The 24053-nt window shown below is 57.9% G+C and carries 25 protein-coding genes; 10 read left to right on the top strand and 15 right to left on the bottom strand.

Annotated features, from left to right (window positions below):
• Nucleotide 1 precedes the first annotated feature (1 nt).
• Nucleotides 2-1081, top strand: coding sequence for a glycosyltransferase family 9 protein (locus CWM57_RS23770; RefSeq protein WP_165784249.1), 1080 nt, complete (start codon nucleotides 2-4; stop codon nucleotides 1079-1081).
• A 43-nt stretch (nucleotides 1082-1124) separates the two neighbouring features.
• On the opposite strand, the gene CWM57_RS23775 is transcribed toward CWM57_RS23770, so the two are convergent.
• The 5 genes from CWM57_RS23775 to rfaD are packed head-to-tail and all read right to left on the bottom strand — an operon-like array spanning nucleotide 1125 to nucleotide 6155.
• A complete protein-coding gene (locus tag CWM57_RS23775) occupies nucleotides 1125-2294 on the bottom strand; it encodes an O-antigen ligase family protein (RefSeq protein ID WP_165784250.1) in 1170 nt (389 codons plus the stop codon).
• Complete coding sequence (locus CWM57_RS23780) at nucleotides 2272-3180, bottom strand: sugar glycosyltransferase (RefSeq protein WP_088717452.1); 909 nt, start codon at nucleotides 3178-3180, stop codon at nucleotides 2272-2274. Before CWM57_RS23780 ends, CWM57_RS23775 begins: the two co-directional genes overlap by 23 nt.
• On the bottom strand, nucleotides 3180-4151 hold the full coding sequence (rfaC, locus tag CWM57_RS23785) for a lipopolysaccharide heptosyltransferase RfaC (protein ID WP_100630971.1): 972 nt from the start codon (nucleotides 4149-4151) through the stop codon (nucleotides 3180-3182). The genes CWM57_RS23780 and rfaC overlap by 1 nt, the downstream gene beginning before the upstream one ends.
• A 3-nt stretch (nucleotides 4152-4154) precedes the next feature.
• Nucleotides 4155-5213, bottom strand: a complete 1059-nt coding sequence (rfaF, locus tag CWM57_RS23790) for an ADP-heptose--LPS heptosyltransferase RfaF (protein WP_100676482.1) — start codon at nucleotides 5211-5213, stop codon at nucleotides 4155-4157.
• A gap of 9 nt (nucleotides 5214-5222) precedes the next feature.
• Nucleotides 5223-6155, bottom strand: coding sequence for an ADP-glyceromanno-heptose 6-epimerase (gene rfaD, locus CWM57_RS23795; RefSeq protein WP_061152963.1), 933 nt, complete (start codon nucleotides 6153-6155; stop codon nucleotides 5223-5225).
• Between the two features lie 213 nt (nucleotides 6156-6368).
• Between rfaD and kbl the strand changes: the two genes are divergently transcribed.
• From kbl to CWM57_RS23810, 3 genes are all read left to right on the top strand, one after another.
• Nucleotides 6369-7562, top strand: a complete 1194-nt coding sequence (gene kbl / locus CWM57_RS23800) for a glycine C-acetyltransferase (RefSeq protein ID WP_012967063.1) — start codon at nucleotides 6369-6371, stop codon at nucleotides 7560-7562.
• Nucleotides 7563-7574: 12 nt separating this feature from the next.
• The gene (gene tdh, locus CWM57_RS23805) at nucleotides 7575-8600 is read left to right on the top strand and encodes an L-threonine 3-dehydrogenase (protein WP_004205051.1); all 1026 of its coding nucleotides are present in this window, start codon (nucleotides 7575-7577) and stop codon (nucleotides 8598-8600) included.
• Nucleotides 8601-8769: 169 nt separating this feature from the next.
• Nucleotides 8770-9558, top strand: a complete 789-nt coding sequence (locus tag CWM57_RS23810) for a glycosyltransferase family 2 protein (RefSeq protein WP_061152965.1) — start codon at nucleotides 8770-8772, stop codon at nucleotides 9556-9558.
• 5 nt (nucleotides 9559-9563) lie between these two features.
• Here CWM57_RS23810 and CWM57_RS23815 read toward each other — a convergent pair whose 3' ends face one another.
• From CWM57_RS23815 to gpmM, 3 genes are read right to left on the bottom strand one after another with little or no spacing between them, the layout of a single operon-like run.
• The gene (locus CWM57_RS23815) at nucleotides 9564-10520 is read right to left on the bottom strand and encodes a divergent polysaccharide deacetylase family protein (protein WP_100676483.1); all 957 of its coding nucleotides are present in this window, start codon (nucleotides 10518-10520) and stop codon (nucleotides 9564-9566) included.
• Between the two features lie 3 nt (nucleotides 10521-10523).
• The gene (envC, locus tag CWM57_RS23820; protein ID WP_061152967.1) at nucleotides 10524-11795 is read right to left on the bottom strand and encodes a murein hydrolase activator EnvC; all 1272 of its coding nucleotides are present in this window, start codon (nucleotides 11793-11795) and stop codon (nucleotides 10524-10526) included.
• 9 nt (nucleotides 11796-11804) lie between these two features.
• Nucleotides 11805-13349, bottom strand: a complete 1545-nt coding sequence (gpmM, locus tag CWM57_RS23825) for a 2,3-bisphosphoglycerate-independent phosphoglycerate mutase (protein WP_074386959.1) — start codon at nucleotides 13347-13349, stop codon at nucleotides 11805-11807.
• Between the two features lie 244 nt (nucleotides 13350-13593).
• On the opposite strand from gpmM, the gene CWM57_RS23830 reads away from it, so the two are divergent.
• From CWM57_RS23830 to cysE, 5 genes are all read left to right on the top strand, one after another.
• Complete coding sequence (locus tag CWM57_RS23830) at nucleotides 13594-14025, top strand: rhodanese-like domain-containing protein (RefSeq protein ID WP_008806855.1); 432 nt, start codon at nucleotides 13594-13596, stop codon at nucleotides 14023-14025.
• Nucleotides 14026-14129: 104 nt separating this feature from the next.
• Nucleotides 14130-14381 (top strand): glutaredoxin 3, encoded by a 252-nt coding sequence (grxC, locus tag CWM57_RS23835; protein ID WP_008806856.1) that lies wholly within the window; start codon nucleotides 14130-14132, stop codon nucleotides 14379-14381.
• Nucleotides 14382-14441: 60 nt separating this feature from the next.
• Complete coding sequence (secB, locus tag CWM57_RS23840) at nucleotides 14442-14909, top strand: protein-export chaperone SecB (protein ID WP_002922428.1); 468 nt, start codon at nucleotides 14442-14444, stop codon at nucleotides 14907-14909.
• On the top strand, nucleotides 14909-15928 hold the full coding sequence (gene gpsA / locus CWM57_RS23845; protein WP_008806857.1) for an NAD(P)H-dependent glycerol-3-phosphate dehydrogenase: 1020 nt from the start codon (nucleotides 14909-14911) through the stop codon (nucleotides 15926-15928). The genes secB and gpsA overlap by 1 nt, the downstream gene beginning before the upstream one ends.
• 73 nt (nucleotides 15929-16001) lie before the next feature.
• Complete coding sequence (gene cysE, locus CWM57_RS23850) at nucleotides 16002-16823, top strand: serine O-acetyltransferase (protein WP_061152969.1); 822 nt, start codon at nucleotides 16002-16004, stop codon at nucleotides 16821-16823.
• An 81-nt stretch (nucleotides 16824-16904) separates the two neighbouring features.
• Here cysE and trmL read toward each other — a convergent pair whose 3' ends face one another.
• From trmL to CWM57_RS23875, 5 genes are all read right to left on the bottom strand, one after another.
• The gene (trmL, locus tag CWM57_RS23855) at nucleotides 16905-17378 is read right to left on the bottom strand and encodes a tRNA (uridine(34)/cytosine(34)/5-carboxymethylaminomethyluridine(34)-2'-O)-methyltransferase TrmL (RefSeq protein ID WP_074386960.1); all 474 of its coding nucleotides are present in this window, start codon (nucleotides 17376-17378) and stop codon (nucleotides 16905-16907) included.
• A 92-nt stretch (nucleotides 17379-17470) separates the two neighbouring features.
• Nucleotides 17471-18655: an FMN-dependent L-lactate dehydrogenase LldD gene (gene lldD / locus CWM57_RS23860; RefSeq protein ID WP_008806858.1), complete on the bottom strand. Its 1185-nt coding sequence runs from the start codon at nucleotides 18653-18655 to the stop codon at nucleotides 17471-17473.
• The gene (gene lldR / locus CWM57_RS23865; RefSeq protein ID WP_008806859.1) at nucleotides 18655-19428 is read right to left on the bottom strand and encodes a transcriptional regulator LldR; all 774 of its coding nucleotides are present in this window, start codon (nucleotides 19426-19428) and stop codon (nucleotides 18655-18657) included. The genes lldD and lldR overlap by 1 nt, the downstream gene beginning before the upstream one ends.
• The gene (lldP, locus tag CWM57_RS23870) at nucleotides 19425-21080 is read right to left on the bottom strand and encodes an L-lactate permease (RefSeq protein ID WP_100630973.1); all 1656 of its coding nucleotides are present in this window, start codon (nucleotides 21078-21080) and stop codon (nucleotides 19425-19427) included. Before lldP ends, lldR begins: the two co-directional genes overlap by 4 nt.
• 284 nt (nucleotides 21081-21364) lie before the next feature.
• Nucleotides 21365-21727, bottom strand: a complete 363-nt coding sequence (locus tag CWM57_RS23875; RefSeq protein ID WP_061152973.1) for a YibL family ribosome-associated protein — start codon at nucleotides 21725-21727, stop codon at nucleotides 21365-21367.
• Between the two features lie 272 nt (nucleotides 21728-21999).
• On the opposite strand from CWM57_RS23875, the gene CWM57_RS23880 reads away from it, so the two are divergent.
• On the top strand, nucleotides 22000-22224 hold the full coding sequence (locus CWM57_RS23880) for a hypothetical protein (protein WP_012540317.1): 225 nt from the start codon (nucleotides 22000-22002) through the stop codon (nucleotides 22222-22224).
• Here CWM57_RS23880 and mtlR read toward each other — a convergent pair.
• A complete protein-coding gene (gene mtlR, locus CWM57_RS23885) occupies nucleotides 22213-22809 on the bottom strand; it encodes a mannitol operon repressor MtlR (RefSeq protein WP_002922401.1) in 597 nt (198 codons plus the stop codon). The genes CWM57_RS23880 and mtlR overlap by 12 nt on opposite strands.
• Complete coding sequence (gene mtlD, locus CWM57_RS23890) at nucleotides 22809-23957, bottom strand: mannitol-1-phosphate 5-dehydrogenase (protein ID WP_074386962.1); 1149 nt, start codon at nucleotides 23955-23957, stop codon at nucleotides 22809-22811. The genes mtlR and mtlD overlap by 1 nt, the downstream gene beginning before the upstream one ends.
• Nucleotides 23958-24053 lie beyond the last annotated feature (96 nt).

The following is a 24053-nucleotide window of genomic DNA, read 5'->3' on the forward strand; positions in this document are numbered from 1 at the left end:
TATGCGTATCCTTAAACAATTAACGCGGAAAAAGAATGCTTTTTTCCGCGGCATTAAATTTAATTTAATTAACTATCGATACAGAAATAAGCCAGCGCGTAAAGCCTTTGACCCAGCGGCTGTCCGTCGCGTGCTGCTATTGCGCCTGGACGATAAAGTCGGCGATATGGTGGTCACGACCGGCTGCGCCAGAATACTGGCCGAACGGGGATATCAGGTTTCGGTGTTAACCGGACCAATATGCTGCGAAATATTAGCAGGCTCAGAATTCATTCAGCAAGTATATTTATATCGGCCGCGTATGTCCTTAAATACGTTGCGGGCGGTAGGTTTTGATGCAGTTATCGATTTTGATGACGTGACCAGCTATGAACGCTTTAAATTACTCGCCGATTTACGGGCGGCCAGCGTGATTGGTTTTAATAAAGAGCCCTATAAACTTTACGATCATTCGATCGCTTTTTTTGACAGCAACAGCCATATTTCCCAGCGCTATAAACAGGTGGTGAAGCTGTTTGGCATCGTTGACGACCACCCATATCACTATCATCTCCCCGGCTGTCGCCATGAGCGGGAGAAAGTGGCTCGCTTGCTTTCCCAGGCCGGAGAGGTCGAACTGCGCATCGCCATTAACCCTTTTACCGCCTCCGAGGATAAAGACTTCTGTCGTCATCAGGTGGCGGCCCTGGTCGAGCGGCTACATGCTCTGCCTTACCGGGTCTGTATCGTGATGGTGGGGCGCAGTGAGAAAATTCGGCAGCTTGGGCTGAATTTGGCGCTGTACATCGCCGACAGCACCATCAACTCCGCCGTCGAAGTGATCCGCAGTTGTGATTTAGTCATTACGCCGGACACCTCAATTGTGCATATCGCCCGTGCCTTCGATAAACCGATGGTGGCGGTCTATAACAAGCGCAAACTCAAGGATACCGGGCTGCCCGGCTATCACATCTGGGCGCCGGGCTATGACAAGGCGAAGCAGATCGTTTGTGAAGAAGCGAATGTCGCCGATGTGGCGATTGAGTCGGTGTGGCCCGTGATTAAAGAGCAGGCCGACCGGCTGGTCGCCGCCCGCGGTTGATTTAAAAGTGAATATAAAAAAGGGCCGCTGACGGCCCTTTTTGTTAGCGTTTTTCCGCCAACCCTTTGCTGAGCGCAATGCCCATCGGCAGCCAGAACAGCACCCAGGTCTCCCGTGGGTTGCTAATGATAAACATCCCCTGCGAGGCCATAAAAACCAGCGCGTAAAACAGGATCGCCAGGCTGTAGCGGCTGTCGGTGCGGCGCTTGCGCCACGCCTGCCATAGCCCACAGGCAATGACCGCCAGCAGCAGCAGTAACCCTACAATGCCGCCTTTCAGCAGGGCACCCATATACACGCTGTGGGTGGTCGTGATGTGCTCGCCGCTGTAGTTGATGAAATCCAGTTCATAGCTGAAGCCGCGCCCCAGCCACGGCTGGCTGGCCATCTCCGACAGCGTATGATGCCAGATGCTCAGGCGCAGCCCGCTTTGGGTGCCAAGCTCCTCGAAACGGGCGAGCAGCATGTCACCCACCGGCGTCATGACCAAAAGCAGCGCTACCAGCACGGCCAGCGCCGCGGCGATCAGCAGGTTGCGGCGGGTGAAGACGTGCAGGTGCAGCGTACAGCCGACCGCCAGTACCAGGGCGATGATCGGCCCACGGCTTTGGGTGAGCAGCAGCATCACCAGCATGATGGCGATCGGCAGATAGAGCCAGTGGCTGGCTTTTTCTTTCAGTAGCATGCCGCAGATTAAAATGCCGATGCCGCAGTAACCGGCAAGGTCGATAACGTTCGTTGGCCCGGGGTTCTCGGGGGAGACCGCTCGTGCAGTGAGGACCAGCGTGTGGTCGATAATCAGCGTCCACAGGGAGAGCACAGTGATCCCGCCAACCACCGCCAGCATGGCCAGACGGCGGGTTTGTCCGTCGCTGAGCAGCATCGCCATCAGCAACAGATACCCCGTCAGATACACGCCGTGGGTGATCGGCGAGTCAATATGCTGCGGCGTATGCCCCCACAGGTTACTGAGGGCGTAATAGATAAAGAAAGCCGCCAGCAGCGTCCAGGTCTGCCACTGCTCGCGTAACACCCCGGCCAGCGCCTGGCGGTTTTCCTGGCGTACCAGCGACAGCAACAGCAGCAGGATCGATAAATGCAGCAGATTATTGGTCCGGGTGGACATGCAAAAAATCGCGCTGAAAAATAAAAATAAAGGAAAGACAATCGAGTAACCCTGTCTGGCGTAGTTACTCATTTTTAAAGTACTCATTAAACGCAACCTTTTCGAAGATAGTATCCGGCACAGCGCTTTCTGGAGAAAAATTAATCACCCGGACCTGACGTTGCTGCAGTACCTGAGCGGCATGCGCAAAGGAGGGCATGACGAGGGTATCCACTTTTGTTGCCAGGTACGAAGGCAATTTTTCTTGTTGTGTTTCATAGAATCGCGGCTGGTTAAAGTTGGTCATATCCAGGCCGCTCACCAGGATAGTATTGAAACCCAGCCAGGCGAGAATTTGCAGCGCCCAGTAGACCACCGTGCCGGCATCGAAGATGCCCTGGCGAATATCGGTGCTAAAGCAGATATCCGGGCGCTGGGGATGAAAGCACATCGCCGCATTCTGCTGGTAAGTGCGCTTTATCGCTTCGCTGGCGACTTTCGGCTGGTAAATCTTATAGCAACCGTCCTCAATCAACGCCAAACGGCAGCGTAGTGCGTCCCCATAGCGATCGAGGATCTTGGCAATTCCGTGCATGGTGGTGAACAGCAGAATCTCCGGCTGGCTGACAATGGCGCGGATAATATCAGGCTTCTTATCGAAAAATTCCATGTCGACGATGGTATAGAGCGAAAAGTGCAGCCGGTCGGCAAGATGCCAGGCGCCATTGACGCCCATTACCGGGATCGTTTTCGATAACAGGGAAAAGTCGATATTACGGGTCGAGGGGCCGGTAGCGGTCAGCAGGACTTCGCCCTGCATGCTGTTTTTCAGCGCGCTCAGGCTGACCAGCGGCACCGTTTTCCCTTTATAGCGTAACGCGCTGATTTCGCCGCTCGGCGCGCGCGTAATGCGGGTAAAAGGCCACAGATTTTCATTGTGGCGATAAGCGCGAGGGCGTGTATAGCGGTAGATCTGTTTAAACAGGGATCCCATCAGAGCAGCCCCTGATTTTGCAGGAGAAGATGAACCCGACTGGCCGGAATATCGCTGGTGCTGGTGCTGTTTTCCGGCCTGACGATATGCTGGTTTTTACCGTATCCGCCAATCAACCCCGGATCGGTCGGGCCGTAGAGCGTGAAGTTCGGTTTATCCAGCGCAGCGGTCAAATGGCTCAGTCCGGTATCGACCGAGACGACGGCCCGGGCGCTGGCCAGGACCTGCGCCACCTGCTCAAGGCTCATGCGCGGCAGCACTTCAACATACTCACGTCCTTCCGCCAGTCGTTTTGCCCGCGACTCTTCGTGCGGGGCGCCCCACGGCAGCTTAATGCGGACGCCACTGTCGGCCAGCAGATCGAGAAGCTCCTGCCAGCGGGTTTCTGGCCAGTGTTTATCGTCGCGGGTGGTGGCGTGCAGGAACACCAGATAGGGCGCGGTAGCGCTAGCCTCGTGCTGCAGGAAATGGCGCGCAATGGCGTAATCCCCCTGGGTCTGGGGTTTCGCGTAGCCGAGGCTTTTGGCGAACAGCTCACGGGTACGCTCCACCGCGTGCTGCTGTTTCGCGATATGATGGCGGCGATTGTAAAACAGGCTCGCCAGCGGCTCGCGGGCCGTTTGCCAGTCCATACCGTGCTTCACGCCGTGTGCCAGGCGAGTGACCAGCGCGGCGCTTTTCACCAGCCCCTGGGCGTCGATGATGGCGTCATACTTTACCGCCTGAACAGCCTCGCGGAAGGCTTGACGCTCCGCTTTAATCGGCGCGGAAAACCAGGCTTTACGCCAGCGGCGAATCGCCACTGGAATGACCCGGTCGACGTTTTCATGCCAGGAGGGGATCTGCGCGAAACCCTCTTCAACCACCCAGTCGAAGCGAATGCCGGGGATGGCCTGCGCAGCGTCGGTTAGCGCGGGCAGCGTGTGTAGCACGTCGCCCATGGACGAGGTTTTTACGATCAATACCCGCATCCGTTACGCTTCCTCGTGCTCGGTTTTTTCCGTCAACAATTCGTTCAGCTCTTGCAGGACGCGTTCTGGCGTGATGTCGATCAGGCTTTGATGATAGCCTTCCGCGGCATCGCCTTTGCGCACTTTGTGGTAGCCGCTAATCAGGCGGATCACGCGCGCTTTATGCGACAGCGGCGGGGTGAAGTCCGGGCTGCTCGGACCGTACAGCGCCACCAGCGGGCGGTCCAGCGCGGCGGCGACGTGCATCAGTCCCGAATCGTTAGTCACTACAGCTTTACAGGCGGCAATCAGGATCACGGCCTGTTCCAGCCGGGTTTCACCCGCCAGATTACGGCACCAGGCCTGCTGCTCGCTGCTGAGGGCGGCGATGATCTCTTTGCCGGCATCGTTGTCTTTGGCCGAGCCGAAAAGCGCAATCTGATAGCCATCGTCGATAAGCTTTTTCGCCAGCGCAGCATAGTGATAGTGCGGCCAGCGCTTTGCCGGTCCGAATTCCGCACCGGGGCAGAAGCCGATGATCGGCCGCTCGTTTGAGAGATTAAAGGCGTTGCAGGCCTGTGATTTTTCGCCATCGTTGACCTGCAGCTGCGGCCACAGCAGCGGCTGCGGCAGATCTTTGGCGCAGCGCATCACGCCGTTGTCGTAGGCCAGCGCCACGTAGCGTTCCACCATCAGCGGCCAGGCGTCTTTGTCCAGCACCCGGGCGTCGTTGAGCAGGCCGTAGCGCATCTCGCCGCGCCAGCCGGTGCGCAGCGGGATGTTGGCAAAGAAAGGGACTAATGCCGATTTAAACGAGTTCGGCAGCACGTAGGCACGATCGTAGCGACGCTCGCGCAGGCTGTGGCCGAGCTTGCGGCGTTCGCCGATAGCCAGCGCGCCGTGGCCCAGCGGCATCGGGATCGCTTCGTTCACTTCCGGCATGCGCGATAGCAACGGACGGCACCAGGCTGGCGCCATCACGTCGATAATCGCCTGGGGATAGCGCGCCCTGAGCGTACGATAAAGACTTTGCGACATCATCATGTCGCCCACCCAAGACGGGCCTATCACCAATATTTTCATGCTTGTTTCTTACGCGTCGCGATTCAGCCAGGCCATATATTCCGTTACGCCTTCGGCAACGGTTTTGAACGGTTTGTCATAGCCCGCTTTGCGCAGGTTAGTCAGATCCGCCTGGGTGAACGCCTGGTAGCGGCCTTTCAGTTTGTCCGGGAACGGGATGTACTCGATGCTGCCTTTCTTGTGGTACGCCAGGGTCGCATCGGCGACGGCCTGGAAGGATTCCGCGCGGCCAGTGCCGAGGTTGAAGATCCCGGAAACGCCGTTTTCCCAGAACCACAGGTTAACGGCGGCAACGTCGCCCACGTAGACGAAGTCGCGCTTGAAGCCGTCGCTGCCTTCAAACAGTTTCGGACTTTCGCCATTATTCAGTTGGGTGTTGAGGTGGAAAGCTACGCTCGCCATGCTGCCTTTGTGGCCTTCGCGTGGCCCGTAGACGTTGAAGTAGCGGAAGCCGACGATCTGCGAATTGGCTTCCGGCAGGATCTGGCGGACGTATTCGTCGAACAGGAATTTGGAGTAGCCGTAGACGTTCAGCGGCTGTTCGTACTCGCGGGACTCGATGAAGTCGCTGGTGCGCCCGCCGTAGGTGGCCGCGGAAGAGGCGTACAGGAACGGAATCTCGCGCTCCAGGCAGTAGTGCAGCACTTCTTTAGAGTACTGATAGTTGTTGTCCATCATGTACTTGCCATCCCACTCTGTGGTGGAAGAGCACGCGCCTTCGTGGAAGATCGCTTCGATTTCACCGAACTCTTCACCCGCCATAATCTGGATCAGAAAGTCTTCTTTATCCATGTAGTCAGCGATGTTCAGGTCAACCAGGTTCACAAACTTGGTGCCGTCTTTCAGATTGTCGACAACCAGAATGTCGGTGATGCCTTTGTCATTCAGCGCTTTAACGATGTTGCTGCCGATAAAGCCTGCGCCGCCGGTAACGATGATCATAACTGTACCTTTGAAGTTGGGAGCCCGAAGACAATCCGGGCATGAATGCTCATATCATATCACCACATGAGCAAGCCTACAGCCATTCGCAGAATAAGGTGCTGGGCTGACGTGATTTATGCTGCAAATAATTCATTCAGGCCTGCATCATCTCGTATCAGCGTATAGCTTTGGGTAATATGTGCCAAATTTTGCCGAATCTGGAGAGTTGCAATGCGTGGTGATTTCTACAAACAGTTAACGAGTAATCTGGAAACCGCTCGGGCCGAAGGCCTGTTCAAAGAAGAGCGGATCATCACCTCGGCGCAGCAGGCGGACATTACCGTCGGCGACAGCCACGTGATTAACTTCTGCGCCAATAACTATCTGGGTCTGGCGAACCACCCGGAACTGATTGCCGCGGCGAAATCCGGCATGGACAGCCACGGCTTCGGGATGGCCTCCGTCCGTTTCATCTGCGGCACCCAGGATACGCATAAGCAGCTGGAGAAGAAGCTGGCCGATTTCCTCGGTATGGAAGACGCGATCCTCTACTCCTCCTGCTTTGACGCCAACGGCGGCCTGTTTGAAACGCTGCTCGGGCCGGAAGACGCCATTATCTCCGACGCCCTGAACCATGCCTCGATCATCGACGGCGTGCGTCTGTGTAAAGCGAAGCGTTTCCGCTACGCCAACAACGACATGCAGGAGCTGGAGGCGCGTCTGAAAGAAGCGCGCGAGGCCGGCGCGCGTCACGTGCTGATCGCCACCGATGGCGTCTTCTCGATGGATGGCGTGATCGCCAACCTGAAAGGCGTTTGCGACCTGGCGGATAAATACGATGCGCTGGTGATGGTCGATGACTCCCACGCCGTCGGCTTCGTCGGCGAAAATGGCCGCGGCTCTCATGAATATTGCGACGTGATGGGTCGCGTCGACATCATCACCGGCACGCTGGGTAAAGCGCTGGGCGGCGCCTCCGGCGGCTACACCGCCGCGCGTAAAGAGGTGGTTGAGTGGCTGCGCCAGCGTTCCCGTCCGTATCTGTTCTCCAACTCTCTGGCGCCGGCCATCGTGGCCGCCTCCATCAAAGTGCTGGAGATGGTTGAAGAGGGCGCAGACCTGCGCGATCGCCTGTGGGCTAACGCGCGTCTGTTCCGCGAAAAAATGACCGCGGCGGGCTTTACGCTGGCGGGCGCCGACCACGCCATCATTCCGGTGATGCTGGGTGAAGCGGTGGTGGCGCAGAACTTTGCCCGCGAGCTGCAGAAAGAAGGGATCTATGTCACCGGCTTCTTCTATCCGGTGGTACCGAAAGGCCAGGCGCGTATTCGCACCCAGATGTCGGCGGCGCATACCCCTGAACAAATTGAGCGTGCGGTGGAAGCCTTTACCCGCATCGGCAAACAACTGGGCGTCATCGCCTAATAAGGGTGTGAGATGAAAGCGTTATCCAAACTGAAAGCGGAAGAAGGCATCTGGATGACCGACGTACCGGAACCGGAAGTCGGCCATAACGATCTGCTGATTAAAATCCGCAAGACCGCCATTTGTGGAACCGACGTGCACATCTACAACTGGGATGAGTGGTCGCAGAAGACCATTCCGGTGCCGATGGTGGTCGGTCACGAATACGTCGGTGAAGTGGTGGGGATTGGTCAGGAAGTGCGCGGCTTTAAGATTGGCGACCGCGTCTCCGGCGAAGGGCATATCACCTGCGGCCACTGCCGCAACTGCCGCGCGGGCCGCACCCATTTGTGCCGTAACACCATCGGCGTGGGCGTCAACCGCCCGGGCTGCTTTGCCGAGTATCTGGTGATCCCGGCTTTTAACGCCTTTAAAATCCCGGACAATATTTCTGATGACCTGGCGTCTATCTTCGACCCGTTCGGCAACGCGGTACACACCGCGCTCTCCTTCGATCTGGTCGGGGAAGATGTACTGGTTTCCGGCGCCGGTCCGATCGGCGTGATGGCGGCGGCGGTGGCGAAACACGTCGGCGCGCGTAACGTGGTGATCACCGACGTCAACGAGTACCGTCTTGAGCTGGCGCGCAAAATGGGCGTGACCCGCGCGGTGAACGTGGCGAAAGAGAACCTCAATGACGTGATGGCCGAGCTGGGCATGACCGAAGGTTTTGACGTGGGTCTGGAGATGTCCGGCGCGCCGCCGGCGTTTCGCAGCATGCTCGATACCATGAACCACGGCGGCCGCATCGCGATGCTGGGTATCCCGCCGTCGGATATGTCCATCGACTGGACCAAGGTCATCTTCAAGGGGCTGTTTATCAAAGGTATCTATGGTCGCGAAATGTTCGAGACCTGGTACAAGATGGCGGCGCTGATCCAGTCTGGTCTGGATCTTTCACCCATCATCACCCACCGCTTCGGCATTGATGACTTCCAGAAAGGTTTTGACGCGATGCGCTCCGGCCAGTCCGGTAAAGTGGTTCTGAGCTGGGAATAACGCCTCCGGTCTGTTGTAAAAATCAGCAAAAAAGGCGCCTGCGGGCGCCTTAATTTAGATTTGGATAACATTTTTAGCCTGCTTAATATTAAGCGCACAATTTCTACATCGATTTTACGGTTATTCGCTTATACAGTGTGTTTAGTCGCGGTTTAACTTTGTAACTATCATGCTTAAACTCTCCGTATGCTTACTGACCTGTAACTCTGCGCGCCTGCTGATGGAGGTGCTGCCGCCGCTGCTGAAGGTGGCCGATGAATGTATCGTCGTCGACTCCGGCAGCACCGACGAAACGGTCTCTATTTGTCAGCAGTTTGGTCTCACCGTCCATCATCATGCCTATAAAGCCCACGGCGCCCAGATGAACTATGCCATTGGGCTGGCCAGCCATGACTGGGTGCTGTGCATGGACAGCGATGAGATTCTTGATAACGACGTAGTGGCGGCCATTCAGGCGTTAAAAGCGGGCGAGGAGCCAGACCCAACCTGCGCCTGGCGTTTGCCGCGCTACTGGTTTGTGCTCGGCACGCAGGTGCGGACGATCTACCCCATTTCCTCGCCGGATTACCCGGTGCGACTCTTTAACCGCCAGCAGGCGCGGTTTAACGACCGGCCGGTGGATGACCAGGTGGTTGGACACGCACGCTCCGTCAGGCTGCCGGGCTTCGTTCGCCATGACACCTTTTATTCGCTGCATGAAGTGTTTAATAAGCTGAACAGCTATACCACCCGGCTGGTGAAGCACCAGCCGGTCAAACCTTCGCTGACGCGGGGGATCGTCAGCGCGATTGGCGCTTTCTTTAAGTGGTATCTGTTTAGCGGGGCATGGCGCTATGGCAAGGTCGGCGTAGTCACTGGCCTGTACGCCACGTTTTACAGCTTTCTCAAATATTTTAAGGCGTGGTACGCCCACGAAGATAACCAGGCGCCCGTCGCGCAAAAGCGAACGGACCCCTGAGTGGTCTAGTTGCCGGGATTGTCCCAGCCCTGCCATTTGAGGCGATAGTACTGGACCAGCGCGCTCTGGCTGATGCTGTCGCTGAGGATAGTGAAGAAGCGGCTGGCGTTCACGGGCTCCAGCGGGCGCTTCGGCTTGCAATACTTCACGCCGTGGAACGGATTACGCGGTTTCTGCGGCGTTGGCAGCGTTTGTTGCGCAGGCGGCTGAGCATAGTTTGGCGTCGAGTTGTCGACCTGTGGCTCGTTGAGCAGGCTGCTCGGGCGCACCAGCGTGATATCCGGCGGCAGGTTATAGACCATCTGCTGCAGCACCCGCACCGTCGTCGGATGCGGATGGCCAATGGCTATCGCCGAACCGTTGCGCCGCGCCAGGGCGATGGCGCGATTGAACTGGGTGCGGATATCGGCTTCATTCTGCGTATCGTCAAGAAACACCTTGCGCTTAATCACCTTCACCCCGGTGCCCTGCGCGGCGCGCATGGCCTGGGTGTTGCCGATGGTGACGCTGTCGAGAAAATAGAGATTGTAGCGCTCCAGGGCCTGCATCACCTTCTGCATGCCAAACAGGTTGGAGGTCATCGCACTGCCCATATGGTTATTCAGCCCGACGGCGTAGGGGACTTTGCCGTAAGCCTCGCGAATGATGCGCTCGATCTCCTCGCTGCTCATCTCGGGGCGCAGGGTGTCTTTTTCCAGCGGCTGTTTGCTGAGCGGCGCCATCGGCAGGTGGATGAGCACTTCATGGCCCAGATTATGCGCTTTCGTGGCCATTTCCCGGGCGTGCGGCGCGTTCGGCAGCACGGCGACGGAGATAGTTGACGGCAGCGCCAGCACATGATTCTCGGTCTGCGGGCGGTAGCCAAAATCGTCAATAACGATGGAGAGTTTGCCAGCGAACGCTGGCGCCGCCAGAGCCAGCGAACCGGCTACGGCAAGAGCAATTGCGCGAAATTGAAGCAAAACTTATCTTCCCAACCACGGCTGTGGATTGACCGCCTGACCCTGGCGGCGAATTTCGAAATAGAGCGACGGACGGCCCTGACCGCCGCTGCTGCCTACGAGCGCGATAGGCTGACCGGCACGAACCTGCGTACCGACGCTGACCAGCGCGCTTTGGTTATAGCCATACAGGCTCATGTCGCCTTTGCCATGTTCGACCACCACCACCAGACCATAGCCCTGCAGCCAGTCGGCCAGAATGACCCGACCATCGGCAATGGCTCTGACTTCGGTGCCTTCAGACGCGGCGATAACCATCCCTTTCCAACGTAGTTCACCTTGCAGCTGTTCGCCATATCGATGAAGGAGCGGACCGCGAACCGGCCAGAACGCCTGGCCGCGCGGCGAGCCCAGCCCGCCGGTGCGTGACATCAGCGAACGTTCGCTTTCCGTTGGTTTATAGGTGGTGCCTTTGCGCGACGCTTCCTGCTGGCGGTCGCGCACCGCCTGTGCATCGCGTGCTTCCCGATCGGCTCGGGCTTTGGCGGCAGCCTCCGCCTGGGCGATACGACCGCGTAGGCGCGATTCGTTAGCCCGCATTTCACTTAACTGTTGCTGACCCTGCTGAATGGAGGACTCCAGCCCGGAAAGGGTCTTTTTCCGTTCGTTACGCGCCTGCTCCAGCTTCGCCTGCTGGGCTTTTTGCTCGTAGACCAGCGTCTGCTGCTGGCTCTGCTTCTCTTCGAGCATCGACTTTTGCACCGCCATCTCTTCGCGCGTTTTCTTCAGTTCCGCGATAGTCTCCTGGCGAGCCTGGTTGAAATAGCTGAAATAGACCTGCATCCGCTGGTTGCGCTGACCCTCTTCACCGCTCAGCACCATCTGGATGCCGGTATGCGGCCCCTGACGGAACGCGGCATCAAGCTGCGCGGCGAGGTTCCGCTCCTGAGACGCGCGCTGGCGCTCCAGCTTCGCGAGAGAAGCATTCATCTCGTCAATTTGCTTATTGAGCTGGTTCAGGCTGTCCTGGGTTTCGCGGAGTTTGCGGGTCGCGGCGGCGATCGCCTCTTCCTGCGCCCTGAGCTGGGCGAGCAGGGTTTCGCGCTGCTGCTGCTGTTGCTTAATCGCCCGCTGTTTGGCGGCGATGTCGGCCTGAATAGATTTTAGCTGATCGCGATCGTCGGCGTGAGCAGATGACGCGCACAGCAATACGCCAGCGCTGAGCGCGCTGGCGTAAAGGACGGATCGAACTGCCGTTGCGATCCATGTAGTTGAATACGTCGCCTTTCCCCTCATGGGGAAGGATTATTCCACGATGAACAGCGGCTTGCCAGTCATCTCTTGCGGGATTTCCATTCCCATCAGCGACAGCATGGTCGGGGCGATGTCGGAAAGTTTACCGCCATTGACCGCTTTGACCGCTTTGTTACCGACGTAGATCAGCGGAACCGGCAGGTTGGTATGGGCAGTGTGCGCCTGACCAGTGGCCGGGTCGCGCATCTGCTCGGCGTTGCCGTGGTCGGCGGTGATCAGCAACTGGCCGCCAACGGATTCCACTGCCTGAGTCACCTGGTCGATGCAGTGATCCAGCGCTTCAACCGCTTTCACTGCCGCTTCCATCACCCCGGTATGGCCAACCATATCGCCGTTCGGGTAGTTACAGATGATGGTGTCGTATTTGCCACCTGTGATGGCGGCGACCAGTTTCTCGGTCAGCTCGGCGGAGCTCATTTCCGGCTGCAGATCGTAGGTCGCCACTTTTGGCGAGTTAATCAGAATACGCTCTTCGCCTTTAAACGGCTCTTCTACGCCGCCGTTGAAGAAGAAGGTGACGTGAGCGTATTTCTCAGTTTCGGAGATGCGCAGCTGGGTTTTATCGTGCTTCGCCATCCACTCGCCGAAGGTGTTAGCCAGTGAGGCGGGCGGATAAGCGCAGGCGACTTTGATGTCGGCTGCGTATTCGGTGAGCATCACGAAGTCGAGGTTAACCACTTTCTTACGTTCAAAGCCGTCGAAGTCGGCGTTGACGAAGGCGCGGGTGATTTCACGCGCGCGGTCAGCACGGAAGTTCATGAAGATCAGCGCATCGCCGTCTTCCATCGCGGCATCGGCCTGGCCGGCGGCGCGGATAACGGTGGCTTTGACGAATTCGTCGTTTTCATCACGGGCGTAGGCAGCCTGCAGACCTGCGACGGCGGTATCCGCCTGGAATTCGCCTTTCGCCAGGGTCATCAGGTCATAAGCTTGTTCCACGCGATCCCAACGGTTGTCGCGGTCCATGGCGTAGTAGCGGCCAATGATAGATGCAATGCGGCCTTTGCCCAGCGCGGCAAATTTGGCTTCGAATTTTGCCAGCGTTTTTTCCGCACTGCGCGGCGGCGTATCACGGCCATCAAGGAAGGCGTGCAGGTAGATTTTCTCAGCGCCGCGCTCTGCTGCCAGCTCCACCATCGCCATGATGTGATCTTCGTGGCTGTGGACGCCGCCCGGAGACATCAGGCCCATGATATGCACCGCTTTACCGGCGGCGACGGCTTTGTCGACCGCGGCGGTGAGTACCGGGTTGGCGAAGAAGGTGCGTTCTTTAATTTCAACATCGAGACGGGTCAGGTCTTGGTAGACGATACGACCGGCGCCCAGGTTGACGTGGCCTACTTCAGAGTTCCCCATCTGACGGTCCGGCAGGCCGACTTCCAGGCCGGATGCATCGATCAGGGTATGCGGACGTTTGGCCCACAGGGCATCCATTACCGGCGTTTTAGCGCTGTAAATGGCGTTATCCTGTTGGTCTTCGCGATAGCCGTAGCCATCCAGAATCACCAGTACCATAGGTTTTTTAGAAACCGACATTGCGACAACCTCATGCTCAAAGACAGAAATTTTGCGTAATTTTACTACAGCTGAATCGTTTAAATCCCCGTGAAAGATCAAAGAAAGGGAAGGGGCGGTGCCAGAGGCGATGGCGAAGGCGGTTTTTTTTCGTGACCGGCCGCAGAAAATACATTACATCGCGCTCACTGGCTGTATTTGCCGCAATGCACAGGTATACTCCTTCCCTGGTTTTTTATCACTTAGTCGGGAGTTGTAACCCCCCATGCAAGAAATTATGCAATTCATCGGCCGTCACCCGGTCCTGAGCATCGCGTGGATCGCGCTGCTGGGTGCGGTACTGTTCACCACCTTTAAAGGGTTGATGTCGAAAGTTAAAGTCATCACCCGTGGTGAAGCGACGCGTCTTATCAATAAAGAAGATGCGGTGGTGGTCGACCTGCGTCAGCGTGACGATTTCCGTAAAGGCCATATTGCCGGCGCCATCAACCTGCTGCCTGCTGATATCAAAGCCAATAACGTCGGCGAGTTGGAAAAACACAAATCGCAACCCATTATTGTGGTAGACGGTTCCGGCATGCAGGCGCAAGAGCCAGCCAGCGCGCTGAACAAAGCCGGGTTTGAAAAAGTCTTTGTACTGAAAGAGGGCATCGCTGGCTGGAGCGGCGAAAACCTTCCTCTGGTACGCGGCAAATAACTTACCTCGCGTGGTAATGCCGCCGCACTTTCCCCTTCATGCCTGACGTGAGGGGAAGCTCAGGCTGCGGCGTAAAACCCCAGGGTAAAAACAGGAGTAAAGTCATGGCCAATATTGAGATCTACACCAAAGCGACCTGCCCGTTCTGCGTACGTGCGAAAGCGCTGTTGAACAGCAAAGGCGTAACGTTCCATGAGTTGCCGATCGATGGCGATGCCGCGAAGCGTGAGGAGATGATCCAGCGCAGCGGACGGACGACGGTTCCGCAGATTTTTATTGATGCGCAGCACATTGGCGGCTGTGACGACTTGTATGCGCTTGATTCACGTGGTGGACTTGATCCCCTCTTGCGCTAATTTTTGCGCGCTTTCCCTGGCGGAAGCGCGTATTTAAGGACAACACGAAAGGGTTTTACTATGTCAGAACAAAACAGCACCGAAATGACCTTCCAGATCCAGCGTATCTATACCAAAGATATCTCTTTTGAAGCGCCGAACGCGCCGCAAGTTTTCCAGAAAGACTGGCAGCCGGAAGTTAAACTTGATCTGGATACCGCCTCCACCCAGCTGGCTGAAGGCGTTTATGAAGTGGTGCTGCGTGTGACCGTGACCGCCGCGCTGGGCGAAGAAACCGCGTTCCTCTGTGAAGTACAGCAGGGCGGTATTTTCTCCATCGACGGCATCGAAGGCACCCAGATGGCGCACTGCCTCGGCGCATACTGCCCGAACATTCTGTTCCCGTACGCGCGCGAGTGCATCACCAGCCTGGTTTCCCGCGGTACCTTCCCGCAACTTAACCTTGCGCCAGTGAACTTCGACGCGCTGTTTATGAACTATCTGCAGCAGCAGGCTGGCGAAGGTGCTGAACAACATCAGGATGCCTGATGAACGCACTTAATGCTGCAATGACTGTGATCGGTGCCGGCTCTTACGGCACCGCTCTTGCCATCACCCTGGCGAGAAATGGCCACCACGTTGTGCTCTGGGGCCATGACCCGAAACATATCGCGACGCTGCAACACGATCGCTGCAACGCCGCGTTCCTTCCCGATGTTCCTTTCCCGGATACGCTGCATCTTGAGAGCGACCTGGCTACGGCGCTGGCTGCCAGCCGCGACATCCTGGTCGTGGTGCCAAGCCATGTGTTCGGCCAGGTATTACGTCAGATTAAACCGCTGATGCGTCCCGACGCACGTCTGGTGTGGGCGACTAAAGGCCTGGAGGCTGAAACCGGCCGCCTGCTGCAGGACGTGGCGCGTGAAGCGCTGGGCGATGATATCCCGCTGGCGGTGATCTCGGGGCCAACCTTCGCCAAAGAGCTGGCCGCCGGCCTGCCGACGGCGATTTCTCTGGCAGCGACGGATCCGCAGTTTGCCGAGGATCTGCAGCACCTGCTGCACTGCGGCAAGAGCTTCCGCGTCTACATCAACCCGGACTTTATCGGCGTGCAGCTCGGCGGTGCGGTGAAAAACGTCATCGCCATCGGGGCAGGTATGTCGGACGGCATCGGCTTCGGCGCCAATGCGCGTACGGCGCTGATTACCCGTGGGCTGGTGGAAATGTCCCGTCTTGGGGCGGCGCTGGGCGCCGATCCGGAAACCTTTATGGGCATGGCCGGCCTGGGTGACCTGGTGCTCACCTGCACCGACAACCAGTCCCGTAACCGTCGCTTCGGCATGATGCTCGGCCAGGGTATGGACGTGCAGAGCGCCCAGGACAAGATTGGCCAGGTGGTCGAAGGCTACCGCAATACCAAGGAAGTTCGCGTTCTGGCACAGCGTTTAGGTGTCGAAATGCCAATAACCGAGGAAATTTATCAGGTATTGTATTGCGGAAAAATTGCGCGCGAGGCAGCATTGACCTTATTGGGTCGCGCCCGCAAGGACGAGCGCAGCAGTAATTAGCTTTCCTTTGTCACCTGAATGACCCTGCCAGCGCAGAACTGGCAGGTCATTATCATATCGTCTGGAGTATGCAATGCCGTGTGAAGAACTGGATATCGTCTGGAATAATATTAAAGCCGAAGCCCGGGCTCTGGCTGACTGTGAGCCGATGCTCGCCAGTTTTTACCACGCTACGCTACTCAAGCATGAAAATCTGGGCAGTGCGCTGAGCTATATGCTGGCCAACAAGCTGGCCTCGCCGATTATGCCGGCGATCGCCATTCGCGAAGTGGTGGAAGAAGCCTATGCCGCCGATCCGGAAATGATCGCCGCCGCCGCCTGCGATATTCAGGCGGTGCGCACGCGCGACCCGGCGGTGGATAAATACTCCACGCCGCTGCTCTACCTGAAGGGTTTCCATGCGCTGCAGGCCTATCGTATCGGCCACTGGCTGTGGACTCAGGGCCGACGCGCGCTGGCGATTTTCCTGCAAAATCAGGTCTCTGTCTCCTTCCAGGTGGATATTCACCCGGCGGCGAAAATCGGCCGCGGGATCATGCTCGACCACGCCACCGGCATTGTGGTCGGCGAAACGGCGGTGATTGAAGATGACGTCTCTATTCTGCAGTCGGTCACCCTCGGCGGTACCGGTAAAACCAGCGGCGACCGTCACCCGAAAATTCGCGAAGGCGTGATGATTGGCGCCGGGGCGAAGATCCTCGGTAATATCGAAGTGGGACGTGGGGCGAAGATTGGCGCCGGTTCGGTGGTATTGCAGCCGGTTCCGCCGCACACCACCGCGGCGGGCGTACCGGCGCGCATCGTCGGCAAGCCGGAGAGCGACAAGCCGGCGATGGATATGGATCAGCATTTCAACGGCATCCACCACACCTTCGAGTACGGCGACGGGATTTGATGTATTGCCATTTGCCGGCGTTAAGCTCAGAGATGTAACCCGGATAAGGCGCGGTGCGCCGCCATCCGGGAATGGCTCAGGTTAGCTGCGCAACACGGCGCCCGGATACCCCAGCTGGCGCCAGGCTTCATACACCACCACCGACACCGCGTTGGACAGGTTCATGCTGCGGCTGTCCGGCATCATCGGAATACGGATTTTCTGCTCTGGCGGCAGGGCATCAAGGATGCTGGCCGGCAGACCGCGGGTTTCCGGGCCAAACATCAAGAAATCGCCATCCTGATAGCTCACTGCGCTGTGCGCCGGCGTGCCTTTGGTGGTCAGAGCGAACAGACGCTGCGGCTGCGCGCTGGCGGTAAACGCCGCGTAATCCGCATGGCGCTGCACGGCAGTGAACTCGTGATAGTCCAGCCCGGCGCGTCTCAGGCGCTTATCGTCCCAGGTGAAGCCCATTGGCTCAATGATATGCAGACTGAAGCCCGTGTTGGCGCACAGGCGGATAATATTCCCGGTGTTCGGCGGGATCTCTGGTTCGAATAACACGATGTTCAGCATACTGCCCCCTTAATTGCGGGGGGCAGAATAGCAGATATTTGGCGAACCCTCACCCTGAGGGAGAGGGGCGGCGTAAGGGAAAACGTGGAGAATTACGCGGCGTTATTCTGCTTGAGCGCATCGAAGGTCTGCAGCGCTTCGGCATTCTGCACCAGCGAATCACGGCTGATTTCACGGATGGTTTTCGCCCCGGTCAGGGTCATCGCCACTTTCATCTCTTTCTCGATCAGGTTCAGCAGATTCGCCACCCCCTGCTTACCGTGGGTCGCCAGGGCGTACAGATACGCGCGGCCCAGCAGTACGCTGTCGGCGCCCAGGGCGATCATCCGCACCACGTCGAGACCGTTGCGGATGCCGCTGTCGGCGAGAATAGTAATGTCGCCTTTCACCGCGTCGGCAATCGCCGGCAGGGCGCGGGCCGAGGAGAGCACGCCATCGAGCTGGCGGCCGCCGTGGTTGGAGACCACAATGCCGTCAGCGCCGAAGCGCACCGCGTCGCGGGCGTCTTCCGGATCGAGGATCCCTTTGATCACCATCGGGCCGTCCCAGAAATCGCGGATCCACTCGAGGTCTTTCCATGAAATCGATGGATCGAAGTTATTCGCCAGCCAGCCGATGTAATCCTCCAGACCGGTTGGTTGGCCGAGATAGGCGGAGATATTGCCCAGATCGTGCGGGCGACCGTTAAGGCCGACGTCCCACGCCCACTGCGGATGAGTCACGGCCTGCCAGTAGCGGCGCAGGGCGGCGTTCGGGCCGCTCATGCCGGAATGGGCGTCGCGGTAGCGGGCGCCAGGGGTCGGCATATCGACGGTAAAGACCAGCGTCGAGCAGCCTGCGGCTTTAGCGCGCTCCAGCGCATTGCGCATAAAGCCGCGGTCGCGCAGAACGTACAGCTGGAACCACATCGGGCGCTTGATGGTCGGGGCGACCTCTTCAATCGGGCAAACGGAAACGGTAGAGAGGGTGAACGGAATGCCTTTGTCGTCTGCTGCACCCGCCGCTTGCACTTCGCCGCGGCGGGCGTACATGCCGCACAGCCCGACCGGCGCCAGCGCCGTCGGCATCGCCAGCTTCTCATTGAACAGAGTGGTCTCGAGACTCAGGTCCGACATATTGCGCAAAATACGCTGGCGCAAGGCCACATCGGAAAGGTCCTCGACGTTGCGGCGCAGGGTATGTTCGGCGTAGGCGCCGCCGTCGATATAGTGGAACAGAAACGGCGGCAGGATACGCTGTGCGGCGGCGCGATAGTCGCTGGCGGCGGAAATAATCATCACGAGTTCTCCCTGGAATTTTCATTGTGGTCACCGGGCAGGCGGGTAATTCGCGCCTGGCGGGCCTGGTCTTCATCAAAACGTTTAATCGTGGCGTGGACAAAACCTAAGTGGCCCATCATCGCCTGGCGCGCCGCCTCGGCGTCACCGGCAACAATAGCCTCCATCACGGCCTGGTGCTGCTCAGTCAGGCGGGCAAACACCGGCGGCACCAGATACATCCGCTGGCGGCTCTGCTTAACGGAGGAGTGCAGCAGGTCGAAAAAGCCGCGCATGGTTTGCAGAAGTACCACGTTATGCGAGGCTTCGGCGATCGCCAGATGGAAGCGGACGTCCGCCTGGGAGGCGATATCCGGGTCTTCACTCTGGGTCGCTTCAAAGCACAGGCGTATTTTTTCTTTATCGGCGTCGGTCGCTCGCATCGCTGCGTGCCACGCGGTGCTGGCCTCAATGGCGTGGCGGGCTTCGAGGATGTCGAAGCTGTAGTCCGGGTCATCGGCCAGCAGCGTCTTCAGCGGCTGGACGATGTTTTGCTCCGACCACGGCTCATGCTGCCAGCGGACGAAGGTGCCGCCGCCGCGACGGCTCAGCAGCACCCCTTCATTGACCAGCATCGCCAGCGCTTCGCGCAGGGAATTGCGCGAAACACCGAGCTGGGCGGCGAGCTGGCGTTCGGCGGGCAGTCGCATGCCCGCCTCCAGCTGTTGTTCTTCAATCAGCGCCCGGACGCGACGCGCCACGTCGTCGGCCAGGCGTTTAGGCATCACTATCACGGGATCATCCAGGTTAAAACGTAGGCCTGCAGCGTGGTGATCAGGCCCACCATGCAGGTGAAGATCAGGCTGTGTTTGACGGTAAAGCGGAACAGATCCGACTCTTTACCCACCAGGCCTACCGCGGCGCAGGCGATGGCGATCGACTGCGGAGAAATCATCTTGCCAGTGACGCCGCCGGTGGTGTTGGCCGCGACCAGCAGAATATCGGAGACGCCAATCTGCTGCGCCGCCGTCGCCTGCAGCGCGGCAAACAGGGCGTTAGACGAGGTGTCCGAACCGGTCAGGAATACCCCCAGCCAGCCAAGGAACGGCGAGAAGAAGGTAAACGCGTGGCCAGTATGGGCCAGCGCCAGAGCCAGGGTCGACGACAGCCCGGAGTAGTTAGAGATAAAGGCGAACGCCAGCACCATACCGATAGAGTAGATTGGCAGCGCCAGATCCTTCAGCGTCCCGGCGAAGGTGGTCAGCGCGTCTTTCGGCTTCATGCGCAGCCAAACGATGGACAGCAGGGCGGCGAACAGAATGGCGGTGCCAGTTGCCGACAGCCAGTCGAATTTATACACCGCGGCGTATGGCGTCGCGGCGCTAACCACCGGCGGCATACGGGCAACCATTTTGTCGAGGAACGGCACCGAAATATTGATGACGAAGTCATACATTGCGCCGCCCGGTGCGAACAGCGCTTTAAACGGCGGTACGCTCCACAGGGTTACGGTGGCGGTCAGGAACAGGAACGGCGACCAGGCGCGGATCACTTGTCCCGCGGTGTAGCGGGTACGAGCCAGCGTCATATCAACCTGCGAGGCGCCGATGTCGCCGAAGCGGAAGATGCGCACCGGCTGCCAGCGTTTGAGGAACAGGGTCAGACAGACCAGGGAGACCAGCGACGAGATGATGTCCGGCAGCTCCGGGCCAAGGAAGTTAGAGCTGAGGTACTGGGCGATGGCGAACGAACCACCTGCCACCATCACCGCCGGCCAGGTCTCTTTGATGCCCCGCCAGCCATCCATGATGGCCATGATCCAGAACAGGACGATAATGGTCAGGAACGGCAGCTGGCGGCCCACCATCTGGCCGATAGCAAAGCTGTCGATACCGGTCACCTGGCCGGCGACCAGGATCGGGATGCCCATCGCGCCGAAGGCCACCGGCGCGGTGTTGACGATCAGGCACAGGCCAGCCGCATACAGCGGGTTAAACCCAAGGCCGACCAGCAGCGCGGCGGTAATCGCGACCGGGGCGCCGAAACCCGCCGCCCCTTCGAGAAAGGCGCCGAACGAGAAGCCGACGATCAGCATCTGCAGGCGCTGGTCCGGTGTAATCGACAGAATCGATGAGCGGATGATGTCGAACTGCCCGGTCTTCACCGAGATTTTATAGACGAAGACCGCGGCGATAATAATCCACGCGATAGGCCACAGGCCATAGAAGAAGCCGTAGACCACCGAGGCTAAGGCGCGGTCCACCGGCATTTTATAGAACAGCAAGGCGACGGCCAGCGCGATAGCGACGGTCCAGGTGGCAGCGATATAGCCTTTCAGTTTGAGCTTAATCAGCGCAAAAAAGAAAAACAGAATCGGTAGCGATGCGATAAGACTGGATAACCAGATATTACCGGCGGGATCGTAGTTTTGTTGCCAGAGATTCATGCAGGGTCTCCATCGGGCCGCCAGGAGAGGAGGGCTGAGTCTGCGCTCATTGCCGATCCCATCGTAGGTAAAATTGGCCCGGCCAATTAAGGGTATCAGGGTTGATGACAACGAATGGTTAATCAGATGTTGCTCTTAAGCAACGTGTTTGTGATGTATTTTGATGGATTTGTGAACTGCTGGGGGGTAGATGAAATTATTGGTTGGACCAATCGGCCTGGCTGGGGATAAAAACAGGGGGAGTGGAGACAGAATGACCCTCTCCGGGCGGAGAGGGCAGGGGATCAGAATTCGCTGCGGGCGAAACCGGTCATCTCTTGCAGACCCATTTCCCGGCCCAGGGCGGTCATCGGATGGACGACCACCAAACCGCGAACGCTTTTCTTCAGCTTGCCCATATCGGCCTGCTCTTTTTTGGTAATCGCGCGGCGGAACGGCAGACTCATCAGCTTCTGCGCCTCTTTGCTCAGCTTCTGGCTCTGGACGGAACGCAGACGTTCAATCTCGGCTTCCAGGGTGGCTTTTTCTTTTTCCAGCTCGGCGTATTTGTCGGCGGCTTCCACCAGCGACAGCTCGGCCTGCTGATGGCGGATGGCGTCGAGACGGTCGCTCAGACGCTTGATTTCATTCTTTTCGACTTCTTTCATGGTGACTTAATCTGTTAATAAAGGGGCTTCATTCGCCTATAGTATGTGCCGTGACCGCCATTGTTGATAGTTATTTATCAAAAATTCGCCGTTTATCGCCGTCAGAATGGGATACTCATACTAGCTAATAATTTGAATTTTATTAATATTCTGCCTAACACCTGGTCTAATTTCATTTCTGTGAAGCCTGTCGGCAGATAAGCACGTTTTCCTTAACCCGCGCCGGTGATTTGACTAATGCTTATTAAGATTATTCCCAAAAGGAGGACGTGATGGCAAAGATCGGCGACGGCGTACCACGTTTAATCGATAAAGCGGTTGATTTTATGGCTTCCAGTCAGGCGTTTATGGAGTATTTGAAAAAATCTCCGCGTCTGCAGCATATACCGCGAGATATTCCCCAGGATAAGGAAGCGTTGTTTCTGCAGCGTCTGGAATATTATCGTCAGCTTTACCGGCCGACCTGCGACCAGACGGAGCCGGAATCAGAGCGTTGATTTCTGGAAGGCTTTTTTTAAGCTGATTCGCGAAATCAGCTCAGTCAGGGACAACACCATTGTTGAGCGCACCATCTGCTGGTAACGCAGCTTCTGCATTGCCAGCAGTTCGGCATCGCTGTCATCAAACTGCGGCGTTGGCGGCAGGGCGGCGACGCAGTGCAGCTCGCCGAACGGACCGATAATTTCGTCGTCGGTAAAGCTGTACTCATTGCCGTCGTGGTTGAGCTCTTCGCGCAGGGCCATCAGCAGTTCGGCGTCTTCATATTCGGCACGACTTATCACCCCAAGGCCATAAATCAGCTTCAGGCGTACAGAGAGATCGCCGAGCGGCCCGCTGCCCTCCAGCAAGGGCTCGACGGCGTATTTCACCGCGTAGTCGTCTTTACGGAACACCTGAAGCACCAGAATATTGACCGCTTCCGTTAACAGCTCGACGGTGGCAATCAGGAAGCTTCGTACGGTTTTGCCAGCATTCAGACGCTCAAGCACACGGTTTTCAAATGCTTGTGTTTCTTCCATCATTGCCTGCATATCTGACAGGAGTCGTAATGGGCGCGACGTTGGTCGCGCCAGGTTGTGCATCATTTTTCCGCGTTGTAGTCGTTAACGGCCTCCGCGACGACATCACTTGCGGCATCCAGGCCGGAAATGAGCGCCAGCGCGGCCTGCGGCCCCTTGTCGGCGATCAATGCCGCCAGCTCCTGCGCCTGCGGATCGTCTTCGCTACGGAAATGCATCGCCGCCGCAATCCCTTTCACCAGGTTGCGGTGCGGCAGACCGTATTCCAGTGTACCCAGCAGCGGCTTAATTAAACGGTCGCCGGCGCTCAGTTTGCGCAGCGGCTGACGGCCAACGCGCTCGACATCGTCTTTCAGGTACGGGTTCTCGAAACGTCCAAGAATTTTCTGGATATAAGCCGCGTGTTTCTGCGGGTCAAAGGCGTAACGTTTGATCAGCACCGCGCCGCTCTCTTCCATCGCGCCCTGCACGACGGCACGAATTTTCTCGTCGAGGATCGCGTCGCGAATCGTCTGGTGGCCCGCCAGTTTTCCGAGGTAGGCGGTTATAGCATGCCCGGTGTTCAAGGTGAAGAGCTTGCGTTCGACAAATGCCATCAGGTTATCAGTTAATTCCATTCCCGGGATAGTCGGCAGCGCGCCCTTGAACTGAGTCTCATCGACAATCCACTCGCTGAAGGTTTCCACGGTGACTTCCAGCGGATCATGGGTGGCGGAAGCCGATGGCGGCACAATACGGTCAACGGCAGAGTCGACAAAGCCGATATGGGCTTCAACCCACGCTTTATCTTCTTCGGCCAGCGCGTTAAATACGTGGCCTTTTAACTGCGTGGTGCCGCGCACCATATTTTCGCAGGCGATAATGTTCAGCGGGCGTTCGGTGCCCTGCGCTTTGCGCTTCGCCAGCCCTTTGGCGATGGCCGGGGCGATGCGCTCGAGTACGACGGGACCGACGGCGGTGGTGACCAGATCCACCTCAGCGATCAGGTCTACAACCTCATCGCCGATGCTGCTGACGGCATTGACGCCGGAGACAGTATCCACCTGCTCATTCTCACCGACGACGTGAACCTGATAGCTATGACGGGCATTCAGGGCATCAAGTACGGTCTGATTGACATCGGCGAACGTCAGTTCGATGCCCGCGTCGGCCAGCAATTTACCGATAAAGCCACGTCCGATATTACCTGCGCCAAAATGTAATGCTTTCATAGTATTAACCTTCAATTAATGTTTTTACCTGAGAGGGCTGGGGTGAGGCTTTTCCCCTCACCCAAACCCTCTCCCAAAGGGAGAGGGAATGGACCG

It is taken from the genome of Klebsiella sp. G-Nf4 (assembly GCF_002810615.1).
Taxonomy (GTDB): domain Bacteria; phylum Pseudomonadota; class Gammaproteobacteria; order Enterobacterales; family Enterobacteriaceae; genus Klebsiella; species Klebsiella variicola.